Annotated in this window: 22 protein-coding genes and 1 pseudogene; 11 read left to right on the forward strand and 12 right to left on the reverse strand. The window is 69.9% G+C overall.

Annotated elements, in window-relative coordinates:
- Nucleotides 1-11: 11 nt before the first annotated feature.
- A complete protein-coding gene (locus GPX89_RS11415) occupies nt 12-629 on the reverse strand; it encodes a helix-turn-helix transcriptional regulator (RefSeq protein ID WP_235947079.1) in 618 nt (205 codons plus the stop codon).
- A 123-nt stretch (nt 630-752) separates the two neighbouring features.
- Between GPX89_RS11415 and GPX89_RS11420 the strand changes: the two genes are divergently transcribed.
- Nucleotides 753-1226 (forward strand): B-4DMT family transporter, encoded by a 474-nt coding sequence (locus tag GPX89_RS11420; protein WP_157387473.1) that lies wholly within the window; start codon nt 753-755, stop codon nt 1224-1226.
- A 62-nt stretch (nt 1227-1288) separates the two neighbouring features.
- On the opposite strand, the gene GPX89_RS44495 is transcribed toward GPX89_RS11420, so the two are convergent.
- Nucleotides 1289-1768: a MarR family winged helix-turn-helix transcriptional regulator gene (locus tag GPX89_RS44495; protein WP_157387474.1), complete on the reverse strand. Its 480-nt coding sequence runs from the start codon at nt 1766-1768 to the stop codon at nt 1289-1291.
- An 87-nt stretch (nt 1769-1855) separates the two neighbouring features.
- On the opposite strand from GPX89_RS44495, the gene GPX89_RS11430 reads away from it, so the two are divergent.
- Both GPX89_RS11430 and GPX89_RS11435 read left to right on the forward strand, forming a co-directional pair.
- The gene (locus GPX89_RS11430) at nt 1856-2287 is read left to right on the forward strand and encodes a hypothetical protein (protein WP_157387475.1); all 432 of its coding nucleotides are present in this window, start codon (nt 1856-1858) and stop codon (nt 2285-2287) included.
- Nucleotides 2284-3861 carry a multicopper oxidase family protein gene (locus tag GPX89_RS11435; protein ID WP_235947081.1) on the forward strand — a complete coding sequence of 526 codons (1578 nt, stop codon included), beginning with the start codon at nt 2284-2286 and terminating at the stop codon, nt 3859-3861. Before GPX89_RS11430 ends, GPX89_RS11435 begins: the two co-directional genes overlap by 4 nt.
- Here the strand turns inward: GPX89_RS11435 and aroB are convergent, their stop codons facing one another.
- The 4 genes and pseudogenes from aroB to GPX89_RS11455 all read right to left on the reverse strand — a co-directional run bounded on the left by aroB (nt 3862) and on the right by GPX89_RS11455 (nt 8203).
- Nucleotides 3862-4980: a 3-dehydroquinate synthase gene (aroB, locus tag GPX89_RS11440; protein ID WP_157387476.1), complete on the reverse strand. Its 1119-nt coding sequence runs from the start codon at nt 4978-4980 to the stop codon at nt 3862-3864. It lies immediately after the preceding gene.
- Between the two features lie 838 nt (nt 4981-5818).
- A pseudogene (locus GPX89_RS44500) lies at nt 5819-6334 on the reverse strand (shikimate kinase); the annotation flags it as partial.
- Nucleotides 6335-6429: 95 nt separating this feature from the next.
- Nucleotides 6430-7635, reverse strand: coding sequence for a chorismate synthase (aroC, locus tag GPX89_RS11450; RefSeq protein WP_328601724.1), 1206 nt, complete (start codon nt 7633-7635; stop codon nt 6430-6432).
- A 61-nt stretch (nt 7636-7696) separates the two neighbouring features.
- Nucleotides 7697-8203, reverse strand: coding sequence for a prepilin peptidase (locus GPX89_RS11455; RefSeq protein WP_157387477.1), 507 nt, complete (start codon nt 8201-8203; stop codon nt 7697-7699).
- A gap of 150 nt (nt 8204-8353) precedes the next feature.
- On the opposite strand from GPX89_RS11455, the gene GPX89_RS11460 reads away from it, so the two are divergent.
- From GPX89_RS11460 to GPX89_RS11475, 4 genes are read left to right on the forward strand one after another with little or no spacing between them, the layout of a single operon-like run.
- The gene (locus tag GPX89_RS11460) at nt 8354-9478 is read left to right on the forward strand and encodes a M24 family metallopeptidase (RefSeq protein ID WP_157387478.1); all 1125 of its coding nucleotides are present in this window, start codon (nt 8354-8356) and stop codon (nt 9476-9478) included.
- Nucleotides 9479-9517: 39 nt separating this feature from the next.
- Nucleotides 9518-10081 carry an elongation factor P gene (gene efp, locus GPX89_RS11465; RefSeq protein WP_328601725.1) on the forward strand — a complete coding sequence of 188 codons (564 nt, stop codon included), beginning with the start codon at nt 9518-9520 and terminating at the stop codon, nt 10079-10081.
- Between the two features lie 20 nt (nt 10082-10101).
- Nucleotides 10102-10617, forward strand: coding sequence for a transcription antitermination factor NusB (gene nusB / locus GPX89_RS11470; RefSeq protein WP_328601726.1), 516 nt, complete (start codon nt 10102-10104; stop codon nt 10615-10617).
- 33 nt (nt 10618-10650) lie between these two features.
- A complete protein-coding gene (locus GPX89_RS11475) occupies nt 10651-10908 on the forward strand; it encodes a YciI family protein (RefSeq protein WP_328601727.1) in 258 nt (85 codons plus the stop codon).
- Between the two features lie 15 nt (nt 10909-10923).
- On the opposite strand, the gene GPX89_RS11480 is transcribed toward GPX89_RS11475, so the two are convergent.
- Nucleotides 10924-11898 carry a quinone oxidoreductase family protein gene (locus GPX89_RS11480; protein ID WP_157387480.1) on the reverse strand — a complete coding sequence of 325 codons (975 nt, stop codon included), beginning with the start codon at nt 11896-11898 and terminating at the stop codon, nt 10924-10926.
- A gap of 84 nt (nt 11899-11982) precedes the next feature.
- Between GPX89_RS11480 and GPX89_RS11485 the strand changes: the two genes are divergently transcribed.
- The gene (locus GPX89_RS11485) at nt 11983-12600 is read left to right on the forward strand and encodes a TetR/AcrR family transcriptional regulator (RefSeq protein WP_157387481.1); all 618 of its coding nucleotides are present in this window, start codon (nt 11983-11985) and stop codon (nt 12598-12600) included.
- A 99-nt stretch (nt 12601-12699) separates the two neighbouring features.
- Here GPX89_RS11485 and GPX89_RS11490 read toward each other — a convergent pair whose 3' ends face one another.
- Nucleotides 12700-13098 carry a winged helix-turn-helix transcriptional regulator gene (locus GPX89_RS11490; RefSeq protein ID WP_157387482.1) on the reverse strand — a complete coding sequence of 133 codons (399 nt, stop codon included), beginning with the start codon at nt 13096-13098 and terminating at the stop codon, nt 12700-12702.
- Nucleotides 13099-13209: 111 nt separating this feature from the next.
- On the opposite strand from GPX89_RS11490, the gene GPX89_RS11495 reads away from it, so the two are divergent.
- The gene (locus GPX89_RS11495) at nt 13210-14145 is read left to right on the forward strand and encodes an NADP-dependent oxidoreductase (protein ID WP_157387483.1); all 936 of its coding nucleotides are present in this window, start codon (nt 13210-13212) and stop codon (nt 14143-14145) included.
- A gap of 73 nt (nt 14146-14218) precedes the next feature.
- Here GPX89_RS11495 and GPX89_RS11500 read toward each other — a convergent pair whose 3' ends face one another.
- From GPX89_RS11500 to GPX89_RS11515, 4 genes are read right to left on the reverse strand one after another with little or no spacing between them, the layout of a single operon-like run.
- Nucleotides 14219-14842, reverse strand: coding sequence for an NUDIX hydrolase (locus GPX89_RS11500; protein ID WP_328601728.1), 624 nt, complete (start codon nt 14840-14842; stop codon nt 14219-14221).
- Between the two features lie 10 nt (nt 14843-14852).
- Nucleotides 14853-16106 (reverse strand): adenylosuccinate synthetase, encoded by a 1254-nt coding sequence (locus tag GPX89_RS11505; protein ID WP_157387484.1) that lies wholly within the window; start codon nt 16104-16106, stop codon nt 14853-14855.
- Nucleotides 16107-16134: 28 nt separating this feature from the next.
- On the reverse strand, nt 16135-17115 hold the full coding sequence (locus GPX89_RS11510) for a hypothetical protein (protein ID WP_157387485.1): 981 nt from the start codon (nt 17113-17115) through the stop codon (nt 16135-16137).
- Nucleotides 17116-17120: 5 nt separating this feature from the next.
- The gene (locus GPX89_RS11515; RefSeq protein WP_157387486.1) at nt 17121-18140 is read right to left on the reverse strand and encodes a J domain-containing protein; all 1020 of its coding nucleotides are present in this window, start codon (nt 18138-18140) and stop codon (nt 17121-17123) included.
- 208 nt (nt 18141-18348) lie between these two features.
- On the opposite strand from GPX89_RS11515, the gene GPX89_RS11520 reads away from it, so the two are divergent.
- Both GPX89_RS11520 and GPX89_RS11525 read left to right on the forward strand, forming a co-directional pair.
- Nucleotides 18349-18912, forward strand: a complete 564-nt coding sequence (locus GPX89_RS11520; protein ID WP_328601729.1) for a DUF4334 domain-containing protein — start codon at nt 18349-18351, stop codon at nt 18910-18912.
- A gap of 79 nt (nt 18913-18991) precedes the next feature.
- Nucleotides 18992-20224, forward strand: a complete 1233-nt coding sequence (locus GPX89_RS11525; protein ID WP_157387487.1) for an FAD-dependent oxidoreductase — start codon at nt 18992-18994, stop codon at nt 20222-20224.
- The last annotated feature ends 5 nt before the right edge of the window (nt 20225-20229 follow it).

Genomic DNA, 20229 nt, shown 5'->3' on the forward strand with positions numbered 1-20229 from the left:
CTCGACTATAACTAGTCGGTATTGGTTTTAGAAAAGGAAACGCAGCATCGACCGGGAGCCGGATCCATCCGCGCGGTCCAGCCCGCCGCCGCGGCCGGACCGGCCAGCAGGGCCAGATTCATGCCGCAGACCAGCGGCGGAAAGTCCACGGCGAGCTTGTGGAAGGGGCAATTGCGCAGCCGCAGGGTCTCGCCGTCCGGATACGGCTCGTAGCCCTGGTCGCGCAGCGCGTCGATGAGGTCGCGGCCCTCGAGCTGAGGTGCGTGCGCGGCCGCCGCCTGCTCGATCGCCTCCTCGAAGCCCTCGTGCTCGACCACCTCGGCGAGAATCGTTGCGACCGTGCGATAGTCGCGGGCCGGCAGGCTGACGGTGAACTCGGCCTCGGCGCGCCGATAGAACTTGGCGGGCCGTCCCGAACCCGGCCCGGTGCGTCCCTCCGGGCGGCGGAACACCGCGTCGAGCAGTCCGGCCTCGGTGAGCTTGTCCAGATGGAAGGCGGCCAGCGGTCGTTTGATCCCGACCGCCTCGGCCGCCTCGTCCCGGCTGACATCGTGATCGGCGGCCGCGACGTAGTCGTAGAGCCGCTTGCGAATCGGGTCCTGCAGTAGGGCGACGGCTTCGATGCTCACACCGCATTTCTAGCAGCGTGTCGGGCCCGGGTGTGTCCTGCGGCCCCGGTCCCGCTATGGTTCTGGAACAAGTTTCAATTCTTTGGGTTCGGCCGAACGGCCGCGCAGGTTAAGGTGATCGACATGAATGCGTGGGTGTTGCGCGCCGTGGGCTTGGGGGCGCTGACCGTTGTGCTGGAGACCCTGCTCGGCTTCGGCATGATGACCTGGCCGACCGCCGGTGCGTATATGCGGATCCTGTGCCTGATCGTGCTGGTCGGCGCGGTCATCGCCTGGGGCGTGCTGGACGGTCGCGCCGACCGCCGCGCCAATCCCGATCCCGAGCAGGGTGGCGATCTGACCATGCGCTGGCTCAAGGCCGCCCTCGCCGGTGGCGTCGGGGCCGGGCTGGTCGCCTGGATCCTCGACTTCATCCCCAAGTTCGACCTGGGCCACCAGGGACTGCTGTTCAACGTCACCTCGGGCGCGGCCTGGATCGTGCTGCTGATCTTCATTCCGGGCATGCTCGGGGTGGCCATCGGCCGCTTCCTGGTCGGGCGTGAGGGCAAGAAGAGCGCCCCCGCCGCCCCTTCGGCCCCCGCCCCCGCCAACGCCTGACACCCCGGATCTTCACCCCGCGCCGCACTGCTTGCGGCGCGGGGTTTTTCGTCTGCGGCCGTTCAGGTCCGAGTCGTCTCCTCGATCTCCTGAGCCCAGGCGCTGAGGCCCGCGATGAAGCCCTCCCGCTGGTCGGGGGTCAGTCGATTCATGGCGCGCAGGAGCACATCGCTACGGCGGTCGAGGAATTCGCCGAATTCGGCGTGCCGCTCGGGCGGCACCGACAGCAGGGTCCGGCGGTGATCGGCCGGATCGCTCTCGCGGCGTAGCCATCCCGCGCGGGTGAGTTCGCCGCTGAGCTGGCTGGTATTGGTCAGGCTCAGGTTCAACTGCCGCGCCACTTCGCCCACGCTCATCGGGCCGGACGACCACACGTGCGCCAGCACCGCGCCGTGTCGCGGACCCAGGCCCGCGGCCTCGAAGGCCTGCCGCATCCCCGCGGGCATGTCCTGTTTGGCGCGCCGCAGGAACGAGGAGATCAGCGGCACCACGGTCACCAATCGGTCCCGCAGCTCCGTATCGACCGGATGCGCTTGCGCCACTGTGCCTCCCATTCGTGCTTGACAGCTACCAGCATACAAGTTCAGACTTCTGAATTATTCAGATTCTAGAACTATTGAGAGGTGCCGATGAGCACTCGGACCTGGCAACTGGTGTTGCGCACGGCTACCACCCTGGTCACCCTCGACGTTTTCGCCCAGGCCATGTTCGCGGGCCGATTCATGGCGGGCAGCTACGACGCGCTCGACGCCCACGCGGTGAACGCGGCCGTGCTGTTCGTCGGAGTCGTGCTGCTGACACTGTGTTTCGCGGCCGCGTGGCGGTTCGCGGGCACGCCCGGACGGTTCGTCGGCATCGGTGCGGTGATCGCGGTGATCACGGGACTGCAGATCATGTTCGGCTACCGCATGGCGCTGGCCGTGCACATTCCGCTCGGGGTGGTGATAGTGGCCGGACTGCTGAACCTGACGGTGCGGAGCTGGAATCTCGTCGAGGCGTCGGTCGAGCCGACGGCCGCCGAGCAGATCGCGGCGGAGCCGACCGTGGAGGCGGGCCGATGAATTCGCGGATGTCGCGGCGCGCCATGCTGCGGACGGTGGCCGCGCTCGGCGTGGCCGGGGCGGCGGGCGCGTGGCAGCTGTCGGTGGATTCGCCCGCCGACCGGCTGCACCTGACCAGCGCGGCGCGGCTGCCGGAACCGTTCACCCTGCCATTGGCCGTGCCGCCCGTGCTCGCGCCCGAGCGGCGCGACGACGCCACCGACTACTACCGGATCGTGCAGCGGGTCGCGAATGCCAGTGTGCTGCCGGGCTATTCGACGCCGATCTGGGGTTACAACGGGATCTTCCCCGGGCCGACCGTGGTGTCGAATCGGGCCCGGCGCACGGTGGTCACGCATCGCAACGAGCTGCCGGTGCCCGCGGTCGTGCACCTGCACGGCGGGCACGTGCCCGAGGAATCGGACGGGTATCCGACGGATCTGCTGTATCCGGTGGGCGGCGGCATGGACGCCATGGGCGACACGATGGGACGTCCGGATCCCTCGGCGCACACCACGATCGGGGAACGCGACTACACCTATCCGGGCGGGCAGCCCGCGGCGACGCTCTGGTACCACGATCACCGGATGGATTTCACCGGGCCGTCGGTGTGGCGCGGACTGGCCGGATTCCATCTGGTGACCGACGATGCCGAGCAACGGCTGGGGCTGCCCTCGGGTGTGCGCGACATCCCGATCATGCTCGCCGACCGGGCATTCGACGCGCGCGGCGGGTTCGTGTACCCGGCGCTGGATCCGACCTCGACGCACACGCCCGGGGTGAGCGGGAAGTTCGGGCGCGGTGTGCTCGGTGACGTGGTGCTGGTCAACGGGGTGCCGTGGCCCGCGCATCGCGTCGACACGGCGCGCTACCGGCTGCGATTGCTCAATGCGTCCAATGCCCGGGTGTACCGCTTGCGCTTCGACCGCCGCGGCGGCTCACTGCCGATCGTGCAGATCGGATCCGACGGCGGATTGCTCGCGCGGCCACAGGAATTGACCGAGCTGACCATCGCACCCGGCGAACGCTACGACGTGGTCGCGGACTTCTCGGGGTGCGCGGTCGGCGAGCAGGTCACCGTCTACAACGACCTCGGTGCCGGAACCACCACGCGGGTCATGCGATTCGAGGTCGCCCAGCAGGTGACCGACACCGCGGTCGTCCCCGACCGGTTGACCGAATTCGAGACGCTCGAGCGCCGCACCGCGGTCGCCACGCGCCGCTTCGCCTTCCGGCAAGGCGATGCGGGCGGCATGCGCGGGTGGGTGATCAACGGCCACGCCTACGATCCGGTCACACCGATCGCGCGGCCCCGGTTGGGCGAGGTCGAGATCTGGCAGGTCTCCACCGATCTCGACCATCCGATTCACCTGCACCTCAACCAGTTCCAGGTGCTCTCGCGCAACGGCCGGGCGCCGCTGGCCGCCGACGGCGGGTGGAAGGACACCCTCTACCTCACCGCCACCGGCATGGCCGAGATCGCCGTCCGGTTCACCGACCACGCGGGGCGGTTCGTCATGCACTGCCACAACCTCGAACACGAGGACATGGCGATGATGGCGACCTTCACCACCACCGCCGGCATCGGCGCCTGACTAGAGCAGGATGGCTCCGCCGGTGGGGCCGTCCTCACGGGCGATGGCCGAGTACGCGGCCGCGAGCAGGCTCGGGTCCGGGCCCTCGAGGCGGCCCGGCTTGGCCAGACCGTCGAGCACCACGAAACGCAGGACGCCCGAACGGGTCTTCTTGTCGGTCTGCATGGAATCCATCAGCTGGCCCAGCGCGTCGGCGTCGTAGGTGGTGGGCAGGCCGATGCTCTCCAGAATGGCGCGGTGGCGTTCGGCGGTGGCGTCGTCGAGACGCCCTGCCAGCCGGCCCAACTCGGCCGCGAACACCAGGCCCACCGACACGGCCGCACCATGCCGCCAGCGGTAGCGCTCACGGCGCTCGATGGCATGGGCGAGAGTGTGGCCGTAGTTGAGGATCTCGCGCAGATCCGATTCCTTCAGATCCGCGGCCACCACATCGGCCTTGACCTGGATGGCGCGGCGGATGAGCTCGGGCAGCACGTCGCCGGTCGGGTCCAGCGCGGCCTGCGGGTCGCGCTCCACCAGCTCCAGGATCACCGGGTCGGCGATGAAACCGGCCTTGATGATCTCGGCCATGCCCGCCACGATCTCGTTGCGCGGCACCGTCTCCAGCGTGGCCAGGTCCACCATGACCGCCGCCGGCTCGTGGAAGCAGCCGACCAGGTTCTTGCCCGCCTCGGTGTTGATGCCGGTCTTGCCGCCGACCGCGGCATCCACCATCGCCAGCAGCGTCGTCGGCACGTGCACGATATCCACGCCGCGCATCCAGGTGGCCGCCACGAACCCGGCCAGATCGGTCGCCGCACCGCCGCCCAGGCTCACGATGACGTCCTTGCGCGTCAGCCCGATCCGCCCCAGCACCTCCCAGCAGAACCCCGCGACCTGCAGATCCTTACCGGCCTCCGCATCCGGAATCTCCACCCGATGCGCGTCGATCCCCTTGTCCACCAGCGCCTTCCGCACCACCTCGGCGGTCTCGGCCAGCGGCGGCTGATAGAAGATCGCAACGGTCCGCACCCCGGACCGCCCGGTCACCTGCTCGACCAGATCCCCCAACAGCCCGCGCCCGATGATCACCGGGTACGGGTCGGCCGTACGAACCTCGATGCGAGTCGGCTCGCTCATAGGACTCCTCCGTGAATGATCCCGCCCGACGGCGGAAAAGTAGCGAGTCCCCGGCGAGCGGGGACGCGATCGATCGAAAAGATGGTTGGTGACGCCGTGCCGATCACGAATCTCCTCCTGTCGCAGGGGGAGTGGCCGTTGGCGTGGAATCCGCGGTGCGGGTGGTCTCGTGCTCGCGGGCGCGTGCTCGGGCGCGGCGGGCCCGAGCACGACGGGAACGGCCGCTGCCGGGGGCCGCGACCGGTCCGGCGGGGCGGGCCGAGTCCGATTGCGCGGCCGCGCCGGTCCGCGGCTGCGGGGCTGCGGACCGGCCTGAATCCTGCTGTGCGGCAGCCGATCCCGACTCGAAACCGGTGCTGCCCGCGATGGCGTTCGCGGGCGCCCCGGCCGCACGGGACGCGCGACGGCGGCGTCCGCCTCCCGACAATGAACTGCCCGGGGCGTCGGAGCCGCTGGAGGCGGACCGGTCGCCTGGACCGGTCGTGGTGGTAGCCGTATCGCGGCCGGGGTCCGTCGACATCTCGACGGCCGATGTGGGCGAGCCCGTTTCGGTCGACCGGCCGCCTCTGCGGCGCGAGCGTCGGTTGCGGCGGGCGCGTTTGGGACCCTCGCCGGTATCGGCGGCCGGTGCGGGTGATTCCCGGTTCTCGGCGGGAGTGGCCGGATTCGGGTCGGCGGCAGTCGTGTTCGTGAGGGTGGCGGGCTGGGTCTCGGCCTTGCCGCGGCCGCCGCCGCGGCGGCGTTTGCGGCGGGCGCGGGAACGGGAGCTGCTGATGCCGGGTTCGACGGTGGTGGGTTCGGCGGTCGAATCCTCCGGGCGCGCAATGGGTTCGAGGCCGAGTTTGGCCAGGATCATGCGGACCACGCGGCCGGGGCTGCGGCCGTCGGTGCGGACGCGGACGGTCGCCACCTCGCGGTAGAGGGGGCGGCGGGTCTTCATCAGTTCGCGGTATTTGCGGGCGGGGTCGTCGCCGTTGAGGAGGGGACGGTTGGTGCTGGCACCCGTGCGGCGAAGCCCTTCGCCCACACTGATTTCCAGGTAGACGACGGTGCGGTCGCGCAGCAGGGCGCGGGTGGCGGCGGACAGCACGGAGCCGCCGCCGAGGGAGACCACGCCGTGGCCGGCCAGGACCGCGTCGCGGACGACCTCTTCCTCCATGCGGCGGAATTCCGGTTCGCCGTCTTCGGCGAAGATCTCCGGAATCGTGCGCCCGGCGCGTTCCTCGATACCGGCGTCGGTGTCGTAGAGGTCCACGCCGAGCTCGCGCGCCAGCTTGCGGCCGATGGTCGACTTGCCCGCGCCGGGCGGGCCGACCAGCACCAGATTCGGTGCGGGCCGGTCGTTCTCGTCGATATCGGGTTCGATGTCACCGGGCGCGGCCGTCGGCCCGGCCGCCGCTCCCGCCGCGGTCGGTTCCTGCTCGCCCGACACCGCGCCGTCGTCAGTGGTCACTGCCCGGCATTGCCCGGGATGTGCGGGCGAGCGTTGACGCGCTTCAGGTAGGCGTGGATGTTGTCGACGGTCTCGGGCAGCGAGTCGCCGCCGAACTTCTCCAGCACGGCCTGTGCCACGACCAGGGCCACCATGGCCTCGGCGACCACACCGGCGGCGGGGACCGCGCACACGTCCGAGCGCTGGTGGATGGCCACGGCCTCGTCACCGGAGGACATGTCGACCGTCGCCAGTGCCCGCGGCACCGTCGAAATCGGCTTCATGGCCGCCCGCACGCGCAACGCCTCGCCATTGGTCATGCCGCCCTCGAGCCCGCCGGCGCGGTTGGTCGAGCGCAGCACGCCGTCGGGGCCCGGCCGCATCTCGTCGTGGGCCTGGCTGCCGCGGCGGCGCGCGGTCTCGAAACCATCGCCGACCTCGACGCCCTTGATGGCCTGAATGCCCATGAGCGCGGCCGCCAGTCGCGAATCCAGGCGCGCCTCACCGGAAGTGAACGAGCCCAGCCCGACCGGCAGGCCCTCGATCACGACCTCGACCACACCGCCGAGGGTGTCGCCGTCCTTCTTGGCGGCCTCGATCTCGGCGATCATGGCGGCCTCGGCGTCCTTGTCGAACGCGCGCACCGGCGACTCGTCGATGGCGGCCAGATCCCCGGCGCTCGGCACGACTCCGGTGGTGTTGGCGGCGGTGCCGATGGAGACCACGTGCGAGATCACCTCGACACCGAGGGCCTGACGCAGGAAGTTCTTGGCGACCGTGCCCGCCGCGACGCGCGCCGCGGTCTCGCGGGCGCTGGCGCGCTCGAGCACATTGCGGGCGTCGTCGAAGCCGTACTTGAGCATGCCCGAGTAGTCGGCGTGCCCGGGCCGCGGGCGGGTCAGCGGCGCGTTGCGCGCCATATCCGCCAGCTCGGCCTCGTCCACCGGATCGGCGGACATGACCTGGGTCCACTTGGGCCACTCCGAGTTCGCCACCTCGATGGCGACCGGGCCGCCCATGGTGCGGCCGTGGCGCACGCCGCCGACCATGGTCACCACATCGGCCTCGAACTTCATCCGCGCGCCGCGCCCGTACCCGAGCCGCCGTCGGGCCAGCTCCGAGCCGACCTCGGCGGAGGTCACCTCGACACCGGCCACCATCCCCTCGAGGATGGTGACGAGAGCAGGACCATGGGATTCTCCGGCAGTTATCCAGCGCAACACGAGTTACATCTTTCCATGAGAGAAGGGGTGCTCGAACACACGGCCCACGCGCCGCCCGATGTCAGCGCCGCGCCAGCAACGCCACCACACTCGCCGCGCACATCGCGGGCCCGTGTGCGAGGGTCCCGATCCGGCTTTCCGCCCGCGTGTCTCGAATCCGCGGCGACCGCCTCAGAGAGTACCGATATCGCCCCAGGTCGTCCGGCTGTGAGCGCCGTGCGAGGTAGGTGCCGACCGCCGCGGCGGCGGTGAGCATCGGTGCGGCGAGAGCGGCCCAAGCCCAGGTCCGTGGCCCGGCGACGGCTGTCACCGCCCCTAGACCGAGCGCGAGTTTCACATCGCCCGCACCGAGACCGTGCGGGGCGCACAGGTGGACGGTGAGATAGGGCAGCGCCAGCAGCACTGCGCCGAGCAGCGCGAGTGTGGGCTTGCCGACGGCGAATCCGTAACCGAGGGCGGCGAGCGCACCGGGCACGGTCAAGGCGTTGGGCAGGCGTCGTGCGCGCAGATCGCAGGTGCTCAGGGCGAGACACCATGCGGTGAACAGGAGTACGGCCATCGGGTCCATGCCTCGAGGTTCCCGCGCTCGCGGGCGTCCCGGGGCGGCCGATCACGAAATGTGGACAACTACTTCGGTTGTGAACACCGTGGTTTCCGTAACCGGCCCTTTCACGTGTTGAGTGTCGGTGTTGCGGCGTGTCGGCGGTAACTTTGACCCATGTCTGCTGATCAGGATCCGGCCGAGCGACCGAACTACGCGCTGCGCAGGGCCAACCTGCGCAACCTGCTCGTAGAGAACCGCATTGATGCCCTGCTGGTCACGGACCTGATCAATATCCGGTACCTGACCGGCTTCACCGGTTCCAATGCCGCGCTGCTGGTGTACGCCTGGGATTCCAGCGAGGACCGCACCATCATCTGCACCGACGGCCGCTACATCACGCAGGTCGGGGTGCAGGTGCCGGATCTGCGAGCCGAGATCAACCGGGCCAGCGCCCGGCGCGTGGTGGAGATCGCGGGGGAATGGCAGACCGGCCGCGTCGGCTTCGAGAGCCACATCATGACCGTCGAACAGCATCGCGCCCTGTCGGCGCTGGCCACCGGCCTCGACCTGGTCGCGGTCTCGGGCCTGGTCGAACAGTTGCGCATGGTCAAGGACGCCTACGAGGTCGGCCGCCTGGCCGCGGCCTGCGATGCCGCCGACGCGGCGCTGGCCACCCTGCTCGAACGCGGCGGCATCCGCCCGGGCCGCACCGAGCGGCAGGTGGCCCGCGACCTGGAGTGGCTGATGTTCGAGAACGGCGCGGAGGCGGTCGCCTTCGAGACCATCGTGGCCGCGGGCGCGAATTCGGCTGTCCCGCATCACCGTCCGACCGAGGCGGTGCTGGCCACCGGCGATTTCGTGAAGCTCGACTTCGGCGCGGTGGTCGGCGGCTACCACTCGGACATGACCCGCACCTTCGTGCTCGGGCAGCCCTCGGACTGGCAGCGCGAGGTATACGACCTGGTCCACGCCGCACAGCAGGCGGGCCGCGAGGCACTGAAACCGGGCGTCTCCACCCGGGCGGTGGACGCGGCGTCGCGCTCGGTGATCGAGGCGGCCGGTCACGGCGAGCTGTTCGTCCACGGCCTCGGACACGGCGTCGGCCTGCAGATCCACGAAGCGCCCGGAATCGCCAAAACGGGCACGGGTACACTTCTCGATGGCGTGGCGGTGACCGTCGAGCCAGGTGTGTACTTCCCCGGCCGCGGTGGCGTCCGGATCGAGGACACGCTTGTGGTTCGCAAGGGGGGCCCGGAACTGCTCACCCGCACCAGCAAAGACCTGACCGTCGTCGACTGACGCGCGGTTGTATAACGACTAGTAGGAGATCCGAGGACAGTGGCGGACACCAGTGACTTCAAGAACGGCCTCGTGCTGAAGATCGACAATCAGCTGCAGCAGATCGTCGAGTTCCAGCATGTCAAGCCGGGCAAGGGTCCCGCCTTCGTGCGCACCAAGCTGAAGAACGTGGTCTCGGGCAAGGTCGTCGACAAGACCTTCAACGCCGGCGTCAAGGTCGAGACCGCGACCGTCGACCGCCGCGACATGACCTACCTCTACCACGACGGTGAGGACTTCATCTTCATGGACGGTGAGACCTACGACCAGGTCCACCTGAGCGAGGGCCTGCTGGGCCGCAACGCCGGCTTCCTGCTGGAGAACATGGCCGTCCAGATCGCCATGCACGAGGGTGAGGCGCTGTTCGTCGAACTCCCCGTCGCCATCGACGTCGTCGTCACCCACACCGAGCCGGGCCTGCAGGGCGACCGCTCCTCGGCCGGCACCAAGCCCGCCACCGTGGAGACCGGCGCCGAGGTGCAGGTGCCGCTGTTCATCAACCAGGGTGACAAGCTGCGCATCGACACCCGCGACGGCAGCTACATCAGCCGCGTCAACAACTGACGCGACGGATAATGTCTTCCGTGGCCGATCAATCGGACAAGAAGTCGTTCAAGAAGCTCGGCGCACGGCACAAGGCGCGCCGGCGTGCGGTGGATCTGCTGTTCGAGGCGGAGGCCCGCGATATCGATCCCGCGGATCTGCTCGCCGAGCGGGTCTCGCTGTCGGTGCGTGAGACCGACACCGTCGCGCCGGTGAACCCCTACACCCGGGTCCTGGTCGAAGGCGTCGCCGACGATCTGGACCGGGTGGACGGCACCATCGAGTCGTACCTCTCTCAGGACTGGACGCTGGGACGGCTGCCCGCCGTGGACCGCGCCATCCTGCGGGTCGCGGTGTGGGAGTTGTTCCACGCCAACGACGTTCCCCCGGTGGTGGCGGTGGACGAGGCGGTGGAGCTGGCCAAGGAGCTGTCCACCGACGATTCCCCGTCGTTCATCAACGGCGTGCTCGGCCAGGTGGTCCAGGTGGCCCCGCAGGTCCGTGCCGCAGCGGCCGCGACCCGCGCCACCGTCGTCCCCGCCGACGACGAGAAGTAGTTCGCGAGAAGTAGTTCAAAGGAGAGGCGCAGGGTGCGCAAATATCTGGTGATGGCCATGCGCACCCCGCGCTTCGACGACTCCGTCGTCATTCCGCACAAGGACTGGCTGGCGCAGGTCCGTGCGAACGGACAGCTGGTGGAGACCGGCAAATTCACCGACGGCAGCGGCGGCGCGTACGTGATCACCGCCGAGAACCTCGCCGCCGCACAGGATCTGGTCCACACCGATCCGATTCACACCACGGGCGCGTCGGAACTGACCGTCTACGAGTGGGAAATCACCGGCTGATCAACCGGTTTCGGTTCAGGCCGGGCCGGGCTGCAGCACGATCGCGCCCTTGGCGGCCCGATCGTCGAGCAATCGGTGTGCGTAGGCGGCCTTTTCGAGGGGCAGTACCCGGTCGATCAAAGGCGTGATCGAGCCCGACGCGGCCCGCTCCAGCGCCGCACCGCGCGCTTGCGCGACTCCGCCCAGCCAGGCGGGACCCGAGCAGCCGATGAACGTCAGACCCCGCATGATCAGATCCATCGGACCGATCTGCGCGGGCCCGGTCAGGAAGCCGTAGCCGAGCATCCGGCCGCGCAGCGGCGTCATGAGATCCAGCAGTGCGAGCGCGGATTCACCGCCGATCGAATCGAACACCACGTCCAGCGTTGCGCCGCCGAGGATTTCGCGCAGCTGATCGGTCCAGCCGGGGGAGTGGTGGTCCAGGACCGTGTCCGCCCCGAATTCACGGGCCTGCGCGGCCTTTTCGGGCCCGCCCGCGGTAGCGATGACCCGCGCCGCGCCGTACTCCTTGGCCAATTGCGTGAGATACGCCCCGACACCGGTCCCGGCGACCTCGATCAGCACGGTCTCGGTGCCGGTGAGCCCCGCGGTCCCGAGCAGCTGGATCGCCACCGAGGCGCTCATGGCCACGGCCGCCGCCTCGACCGTGCCCAGCGCGTCCGGAATCGGGGTCGCCGCGTCGGCCGGGACACAGATCTGTTCGGCGTAAGTGCCGAAACTATTGCTGCTCACCAACACTCGCTGCCCGATCAGCGAGCCGTCCACGCCGGCGCCGACTTCCGTGACGACGCCCGCGGCCTGGGTGCCGAACACGATCGGGAACTGCACCGGCAGCGGGAACGCGCCGGAACGCAGCATGGTCTCGGGGAAGATCGCCGGAATCGCCTCGGCTCGCAGCAGGATCTCACCGGCCTGCGGACGCGGCGCGGGCACCTCGCCCGCGACCAGGACGTCGGGTCCGCCGGTGGCGGTCAATAGGATTGCTTGCATTGAAACCTCATAAGTTGACTGACGGTCAAGTTGATATCCGCGAAGATATTGACCGCCGGTCAAGTTGTCAACGAAAGCGGTGATATGAACGCGCCCAAGGTCCGTGCCGACGCGGCCCGCAATCGCCAGGCAATCCTCGAGGCGGCCCGCAGGCTGTTCGCCGAGGAGGGGGCCGAGGCGGCCACCATGGACCGCATCGCCGCGGCGGCCGGAGTCGCCAAGGGCACGCTGTTCCACCGCTTCGGCAATCGGGCCGGCCTGCTCTACGAACTCGTCTCCGAAGGCGCGATCGCCCTGATGGAGGCGGTGAAGTCCGGCCCGCCCCCGCTCGGGCCCGGCGCTCCCGCCGCCGACCGCCTGCTCGCCTATTTCGACGCGATGGCCCGCCTGATCGCCGACGACATCGAACTCAACGTCGCCTACATGGCCCTGCCCCCGCACCCCCGCCGCGACGAATTCCACGCCTTCTGGGCCGCCCACATCGGCGCCCTGCTGCGCGAGGTCCGCCCCGACCTCGACGCGGATGTGGTCGGCGGCCTGCTACTGGCCCCCCTCGGCGGTGAACTGGTCCCCGCCATGGTCCGCGCCGGGCAGAAGGACCGCCTCCTCGAAGCCGTCCACCAACTCGTCGAGTCGGTCATCGGCTATCGGCCCGCGACGACCCACCCAGTGAGTGGCGACGGGTCCGCCGCGGCAGAATAGCCCGTCGAGAGCGCGCTCCCGCACGGATGAGTTTCGCCGTTCGCGCAACCGAAGCCGACCCTGCCCGCCGGCATCGGATGGTGGCGGGGCGGCCGGTAGTCAGAGGTTCTCGTCGTAGCCGGCCCGGGCGGCGAGCACGTCTTCGATATGGGTTTCCGCCCAGGATTTGATGGCCTGCATGACCGGCAGCAGGCTGCGGCCGAGTTCGGTGAGTTCGTAGTCGACTCGTACCGGCACCGAGGCGGTGACCGTGCGGCTGACCAGTCCGTCGCGTTCCATGCTGCGCAGGGTTTGGGTGAGCATCTTCTGGCTCACGCCGGTGACCTTGCGCGACAGGTCCGAGTAGCGGCGGGGGCCGTCGGCGAGGGCGTTGAGCAGCAGACTCACCCACTTGTCGCTGATGCGGTCGAGCAGATGGCGGGTGGGGCATTCCTGGATGTAGGCGTCGTATTCGCGGCGCGCGTCGGCTCGCTGCTGGGCCGCTGTCCTGGTCGCCATGGCTCTCCCTCGCGTGCGGTACGCACTCGAAGGTGCGTACTTCCCCGGGGAGAGTAACACTCCGTAGGTTTGCTGTGACAGCGGGAAGTGCTACAGCAGAGGAGATTTCACATGCGCGCCGTGGTTGTTCGGTCCTTCGGCGGTCCCGAGGTGCTGGAGGTGGCCGAGGTGCCCGTGCCGTCGGCGGGTCCGGGTCAGGTGCGGATCCGGGTCGCCGCGGCCGGGGTGAATCCGGTGGATCTGCACACCCGCTCGGGCGGGTTGGCGGCGGCGGGCCTCATGGTGGCCCGCGACGTGATCGGCCTCGGCTGGGACGTCGCCGGAACGATCGACGAGATAGGTTCCGGTGTCACGGAATTCGCGATCGGCGACGAGGTGTTCGGCCTGTCCGACCGCTTGGACGTGCCACTGGGTACGCACGCGGAGTACGTGGTCCTGGACGCGACGGCCGTAGCCCGCTCGCCGCGTGGGGTTTCCGCCGTCGAGGCGGCGTCCGTGCCGCTGAACGCGCTGACGGCCGCGCAGGCGATGGACGCGCTCGACCTGGCCCCGGGGCAGACGGTTCTGATCACGGGCGCGGCCGGAGCGGTGGGTGGTTTCGCGGTGGAACTGGCCGTGGCACAGGGACTTCGAGTGGTGGCGACGGCCGCGGCCGCCGACGAGCCCCTGGTCCGCAAGCTGGGTGCGGAGTTCTTCGTTCCGCGCGGCGCACGGCTGGGTGAGGCTGTCCGTGCCCTGGTGCCCGGCGGAGTGGACGGCGCGGTGGATGCCGCGTCCCTCGGAGCCGAGGCACTCGACGCGGTCCGTTCCGCGGGCGCGTTCGCCGCCGTCGTGGGCGGTGCCGAACCGGCGGGCCTGCGCGGAATCCGCGTCGCCAACACCTGGATTCGCGCCGACGGGCCCCGTCTGTCCGAACTCGCCGCCCTGATCGAGCAGGGCCGCCTGACCCCGCGTGTCGCCGAAACCCTCCCGTTGGCCGATGTCGCCGAAGCCCACGCCCGCCTGTCCGCCGGCGGCCTCCGCGGCCGGCTGATACTCCTCCCCTGATTCACCTCCGCCGAGTGGCACATCCCGGAGGTGAATTCGGGCAAATGCCCTCCAGCATGTGCCACTCGGCGAGTCAGGTGAAGGACCAGACGGCGGCGGGACGGCCGGTGGCCTTGACTCGGACGCGTTCGCCGGTGCGGTCGAGGCCGGGGATGGCGGCGAGGGTGCGGTTGAGATTGCCGGGGTCGGGCTTGGCGCCGTGGAGGGCGGTGGTCAGGCCGACCGCGCGGGTGGCGGTGAACTGGTCGCCGGTGAGGGCGCGGGTGAATGTGAGGTCTTTCCAGAGCATTTCGGCCAGGCGGGTGCGGGCGGCCGACACGATCTGGTTGTGGTCGAAGGCCAGGGGCGGGACGGTGTCGAAGGGGACCCAGGTGGCGGTGTCGCTGTCGTGGGGGCCGACGACGGCCCACATGGCGATGGACAGGGTCGGGCCGCGGGGGTCGCGGTTGGGCTCGTCGAAGGTGGCGACCTGGCCGACGGCGAGGATGGCGTCTTCGGGGACGCCGAGTTTGGTGTGGACGGCGCGGTGGGCGGCCTCGGCCAGGCGTTCGCCGAGGCCGAGCAGCACGCCAGGGAGGGCGAGCTCGCCCGCGAACGGGTCCCACCGCCGCGCGGCGATGCCGAGGGTGGCGGTGGGGTCGTCGGGCCCGTAGCGCAGGGCGATCACATCGATGGATACCGCGGATTGTTGCTCCACAAGTGGACAATCATGCCTGAGCGGGGATGCGGAGCGTGCGATCGGCTCGGTCGGGGCCGTGCGCGGTGAGCACGACGGGCACCCCGAGTTCGGCCTCCAGGTGCCCGGGCACGTCGGCGGGCAGATCGGCGAGCGCGGGCGTGGCGGCGGTGAGCAGGTCGGTGAGCCGCCGCTGGTGGTCGAGGTTCTGCCAGACTCCGGTCTCGACGCGATCCACGCAGCCGTCCGGCGTGAGATAGCCGGTGGCGGTGCGGATTTCGCCGACGGCGTCGAGGTGGTTGACCGCGAGCCCGTCGATGCCGTCGCACGCTTCGACCGCGTAGCGCAGCAGCAGCGGGTCGAGGTGCCCGAGCCGGAACGCGCCCTGGTATTCGCCGGTGCCGTTGTGCCGCTCCGGAATCGAGAGCGCGGGGTCCTCGGTGGGGAAGGGGCCCGCGCCGTGCCGGGTCATGTAGGCCCGGGTCACGCCGAGCACGTACCCGGGTGCTCCGATGCGGCCGAGCATGGCGCGCGCGTGGCGGGGTTCGACGGTCGACCAGGTCGTGTACGGGTGCAGTCCGCGCCATTCGTCGAGCAGCACGCCTTGCGCGCCTTCGAACACGAGCCGCCCGTGGCGGGCGAACCCGGCGAGCTGATCGCCGGGCAGGATCGCGACCGCCCGCGCGAACGCCGTGTACGCCTCGATCAGTTCGTCGATCGGTTCGTAACGGTGCCGCCCGCCCGCGAGCAGCGGTGCGTAGTGTTGCTCGAGCGCGATCAGCTTGCGCCGCAGCACATCCGGCCGCGCGCAGTCGGCGACGCGGGGTGCGTCGTGGTCGAGGGCGTAGCTCGCGGTCTCGCCGATGCCGATGCCGCACGAACCGTGCCGGGAAGTACCCCTCGTATCCTCCCGGCAGCGGTTGGCGGCCCCGTGGATCGGCGTGGTGAGCAGGGCCCGCTCGTCCACCCAGAGCAGGGACAGCGGATCGGCGACCCCGAGCGCGGCGAGGGCGCGCGCCTCGGCGGCCAGCGCCAGCGGTTCGACCAGCATGTGCCGCGACAGCAGGGTCGGCACCCGCGACAGAGTGCCGGACCCGAACTGCCGGAACGTGTGGTGGCGGCCGTGCGCGATCACATTGTGGGCGGCCTGCGCCCCGCCGTTGAACCGCACCACGGCGGCCACGTCGAGCCCGGCCGCCGGCGAGCACAGCCAGTCGACGGTGGCGCCCTTGCCGGCGTCGCCGAAGCCCAGGTCCACCACGATCAGGTGACGGTCGCCGAACATGAGGTGTCCCTTCGTCTCTCGGGATCTGTCAGAGATCCACGTCGTCCGTGCCGGTGGCGGCGGGCAGCGCGCCCACGCTGCGGCCGCGGCGGGCGCCGCCCAGCGGCGCGAGCGCCTTGCCGACCGCGTCGGCCTCGCCGGTCGACCCGATATCGCGCAGGTCGGCCAGCCCGGCCCCCAGATCGACCCGGTCCTCGTTGATTCCGATGGCCAGCGCGATGAGCTCGCACACCGCGGCCGGATCGTCGAGGCGCAGGAACCGCTCGCCCAGCAGCCCCTGCCAGTGCTCGGCGATCTCCGGATCCCGGTAGTAGCTGGACTGATTGGGCAGGATGTAGTGCACGTGCCAGCGGTCGGCCAGCTCGCGGTAGATCGAGTCGACCTTGATGTCGCTGCGCACGTCGTCGCCGATGACCTCGCGAATGTGCCTGGCGGTCAACCGCTTCTTGTTCAGCTCGTCGCCGACGACGAACAGGTACCCCTTGCGCCCGCGCTTCTCCCACGCGTCGGTGACGGTGTGCCGGGCGATGAAATACGCCGCCAGCTCATAGCTTTCGGACTTCTGCCCGCCTCCGCCGCCTTCGAGCAGGATCAGTCGCAGCTGCTCGTCCATCCGGTTGTCGGATTCGAACTGCCCGACCTGCAGGGGAACCCGGTCGCTGTCGGCGTCGCCGATGGCCCCGAACAGGATCTGCGGATCGTCGGCGTATCCCTTGCGCTGCAACAGCCCGTGCAGCTTGGCCAGCTTCTCCTGCATGATGCGCGGCACGCTGCCCATCGAGCCGGTCACGTCGAACAGCACCGCGATGGGCAGCGAGTTCCCGTGGTCGTCGGAGTCGCGCGACTCCCGCATGCCCACGCCCTTGGGATCCAGGGTGGGGTGCGCCTTCCACTGATCCCACGGCACCGACCGCATATCGGCGGTGTATCCGAAGTCGTCGAGTCCCTTCGCCGCGCGGAAGGTCCGCGCCGCGTCGTAGGCCCGATCGTCCCAGCTTCCGTAACCCATTGCTATCACTTACCTTTCGTGAGCTCGAAGGGCCGGAAGCGGCGCTTCCCGTAGAGCCGGTCGAGCAGGTCGTCGAATTCGCCGAGCAGGTCGGCGGCCTCGGGGCGCAGCCGGGGATCGGCTTGCAGGCACCCGGTGGCGTAGGTGCGCATCAGCGCGGGCGCGCGGTCGCCGAGCATGGTGAGCATGAGGCGATGCGCGAGATGGACGTCGGTGGCGGGGGAGACCGCGTCGCGGATCTCGGGCGGGTAGTCCAGCGACTTCAGTGTCGCCGCCGCCGGATTGCCCGGCCGGGTCGCGAAAGACCAGCCCGCCAGCACGATTCCGTGCTGACGCGGGTGCACCAGCACATTGGCCGGGCTGATGGCGGTGTGCACCCAGCCCGCGAGCCGGGCTCCGGCCAGGCAGCGCAGCAGGCGCCGATGCATCCAGGCGTAGTCGCGCGGGTCGAGGCCGCCGGGGTGGGCGGCCCGGATGTCGTCCATGGTCACGAACCCGTCGGTGAGGGCGGTGAGCACGTTCACGGTGCGGTGTTCGCCGGTCCCGGAGTCGAGATGGTCGACGGTGTCGACGAGTTCGGGAAAGTACGGTCGCAGCCATTCGTGTTCACCGGCCACGCTCGCGATGTCCCGCAAGGCATTTCGCTCCCCGGCCAGCAGCCGGTTGGCGGCCGCGCGGCGCGGGATCTTGACGACCCGGTCCGAGCCGCTGCGGTACACATCCGCGACCGACCCGGCGGCGTGCAGTGCGCCGACCGGGTAGCGCCCGTGCGCTCCGGTCACCTCGAAGGCGGCGTCGTCGAGCTCCAGCCAGCGCCGGTACAGCTCCGACAGGCGGGTGAACGCCGCCTCCGCGAGGCGCGCGTCGACGGCCTCGACCCGGTCGGGGTGAACGAGGGCGGCCATCCGGTGGTATCGGCGTCGCGCCGCCTGCCGGGTCGTGGAATCCGTTGCGGCGGAGCCGAAGAGGTCTTCGGGCCGCCGCGCCGCCCGGATGGTCTCCGCGGTCTCTCGCGCTGTGGTCATAGTTTTAGGCTAGACGACTAAAACGGGGGTCGCTAGTGGTTTATCGAACTTTTCGTTGATTAGACCAAAAGATGTCGTGTTCTGGCTGCGCTCGGCTGATATCGACATATTCGGCCATCTGGGCCGTCCTGTCGGGTCTGCTGTGCCCCTCTGATCCGAGGCTAGGGTGAGAGGGATTATCCAGCCGACTCTCATCGAGGAGATCATGATGGTTGCCGCAGATTCGGCGACGGATGGCACGGCGCGCCTGCGGGAGCTGATGGCTGCCGAGGTCACGGCCGCGCAGGCGTGGGAGCTGTTCGACAGCCTGCCCACGGTGCGGGTGGAGGAGATCACCACCGGCCGCTGGCGCGGTGCCGAGGTGGGGACCGGGCATCCGTGGGACGGCATGCTCGTCGAAACTGGCTGGTATGGAAAGCAATTCGACAGCGCCGACAGCGTGCAACCGCTGCTGTTCTCCGGGCCGGACGGGGACGTCTTCGCCGTCGACCCGCGCCGGGTGCCGCTGTTCCTCGCGGGCAAGGTGCCGGTCTCGGCCCTGCGCCCGGTGCGCCGCTCACTGGGCGTCCTGCGGCCGATGCTGCGCACGACCACGCCGCGCGCCCGGCTGCGGAATCTGGAGTTCCGGGGAAAGTCCAGTGCCGCAATGATCTACGACCATCTGCCCATCATCGACATCTTCCGGCGCGTCGACGCGGACACGCTGCTCGGTGTCATGGACATGCGCGGTCTGAACGAACCGTACTTCTTCGTGCTCTACCGCGACCGCTGACCCGTGCCGCGAAGCGTCTGTGCCCGAGCCGAACTCGGCCTACCATCGAAGGTGATGGTCTTCGGCTCGGGAGGTCCCGATGGAACGTACGACCTGTCTCATCGCCGGCGGCGGTCCGGCCGGAATGTTTCTGGGGCTCATGCTCGCCCGCGCGGGCATCGAGGTTACCGTGCTGGAGAAACACGGTGACTTCCTGCGCGACTTCCGCGGCGACACCGTGCACCCCACCACCCTGGACCTGATCGACGCGCTGGGGCTGCGCGAGGACTTCGCCAAGCTGCCGCAGCGGCGGCTCAACGATGTGCAGATCCCCATCGGCGGGCGGATGGTGCAGCTGGCGACCCTGGCCCGGATCCCGGGCCGGCACAAGTACATCGCCATGGTGCCGCAATGGGATCTGCTGGATCTGCTGGCCCGCGCCGGCGATGTCGAACCGAGCTTCCGGCTGCGCATGAACACCGAGGCGGTCGGCCTGGTCCACCAGGCCGGACGGGTCGTCGGGGTGCGCTACCGCGCGAAAGACGGTACCGAGGGCGAGATCCGCGCCGAGCTGACGGTGGCCTGCGACGGCCGCGCCTCGGTGCTGCGGGCGGCGGCGGGACTCGGGGTGCGGAACTGGCCGACTCCCTTCGACGCCTGGTGGTTCCGGATTCCGCGGCACGACACCGACCCGGCCGGTCTGATCCCGGTGGTCAGCGCCGATCGCGTGGTGGTCATGTTCGATCGCGGCGACTACTGGCAGAGCGCCACCCTCATCGCCAAGGGCAGCGACGCGGAACTGCGCGGGAGCCAGCCGGTGGGGGTCATCATGCGCGATCTGGCCGAGGTGGTGCCGTGGCTGGCCGACCGCACCGAGGCCCTGCGGAGCTGGGACGAGGTCAAACTCCTCGACGTCAAACTCGATCGCCTCGACCGCTGGTACACCGACGGCCTGCTGTGCATCGGCGACGCCGCGCACGCCATGTCCCCGGTCGGCGGTGTCGGCATCAACCTCGCCGTGCAGGACGCGGTCGCGGCCGCGCGCATTCTCGGCCCGAAGTTGCTGTCGCACAGCGTCACCACCGCCGACCTGGCCCGGGTCCAGCGTCAGCGCATCCTGCCCACCGCGGTGATCCAGGGCATGCAGCGCATCGCCCACGCCCGGGTCATCCGCCCGGCGGTGTCGGGGAAGCTGCCCGTCTCGAATGCCACGGAGACGCCGTTGGCCCTGCGAATCTTCCGGCGCATTCCGGTGATTCGCAGCCTGCCGGTCTTCCTGGTGGCGCGCGGCGTGATCCCCGAACGGGTACCCGATTTCGCGCGTCGCGCTTGAAAGCC

The sequence above is a fragment of the Nocardia terrae genome (genome assembly GCF_009760405.1).
GTDB lineage: Bacteria > Actinomycetota > Actinomycetes > Mycobacteriales > Mycobacteriaceae > Nocardia > Nocardia terrae.

Bases quoted from the DNA above. Each gene is read 5' to 3' on its own strand.
- GPX89_RS11525 (WP_157387487.1), top strand. From the start codon at position 18,992: ATGGAACGTACGACCTGTCTCATCGCCGGCGGCGGTCCGGCCGGAATG.
- GPX89_RS11435 (WP_235947081.1), top strand. From the start codon at position 2,284: ATGAATTCGCGGATGTCGCGGCGCGCCATGCTGCGGACGGTGGCCGCG.
- aroB (WP_157387476.1), bottom strand. From the start codon at position 4,980: ATGAGCGAGCCGACTCGCATCGAGGTTCGTACGGCCGACCCGTACCCG.
- GPX89_RS11420 (WP_157387473.1), top strand. From the start codon at position 753: ATGAATGCGTGGGTGTTGCGCGCCGTGGGCTTGGGGGCGCTGACCGTT.
- GPX89_RS11515 (WP_157387486.1), bottom strand. From the start codon at position 18,140: ATGACCACAGCGCGAGAGACCGCGGAGACCATCCGGGCGGCGCGGCGG.
- GPX89_RS11510 (WP_157387485.1), bottom strand. From the start codon at position 17,115: ATGGGTTACGGAAGCTGGGACGATCGGGCCTACGACGCGGCGCGGACC.
- GPX89_RS11460 (WP_157387478.1), top strand. From the start codon at position 8,354: ATGTCTGCTGATCAGGATCCGGCCGAGCGACCGAACTACGCGCTGCGC.
- GPX89_RS11490 (WP_157387482.1), bottom strand. From the start codon at position 13,098: ATGGCGACCAGGACAGCGGCCCAGCAGCGAGCCGACGCGCGCCGCGAA.
- GPX89_RS11430 (WP_157387475.1), top strand. From the start codon at position 1,856: ATGAGCACTCGGACCTGGCAACTGGTGTTGCGCACGGCTACCACCCTG.
- GPX89_RS11455 (WP_157387477.1), bottom strand. From the start codon at position 8,203: ATGGACCCGATGGCCGTACTCCTGTTCACCGCATGGTGTCTCGCCCTG.
- GPX89_RS11495 (WP_157387483.1), top strand. From the start codon at position 13,210: ATGCGCGCCGTGGTTGTTCGGTCCTTCGGCGGTCCCGAGGTGCTGGAG.
- GPX89_RS11505 (WP_157387484.1), bottom strand. From the start codon at position 16,106: ATGTTCGGCGACCGTCACCTGATCGTGGTGGACCTGGGCTTCGGCGAC.
- GPX89_RS11485 (WP_157387481.1), top strand. From the start codon at position 11,983: ATGAACGCGCCCAAGGTCCGTGCCGACGCGGCCCGCAATCGCCAGGCA.
- GPX89_RS11480 (WP_157387480.1), bottom strand. From the start codon at position 11,898: ATGCAAGCAATCCTATTGACCGCCACCGGCGGACCCGACGTCCTGGTC.
- GPX89_RS11520 (WP_328601729.1), top strand. From the start codon at position 18,349: ATGGTTGCCGCAGATTCGGCGACGGATGGCACGGCGCGCCTGCGGGAG.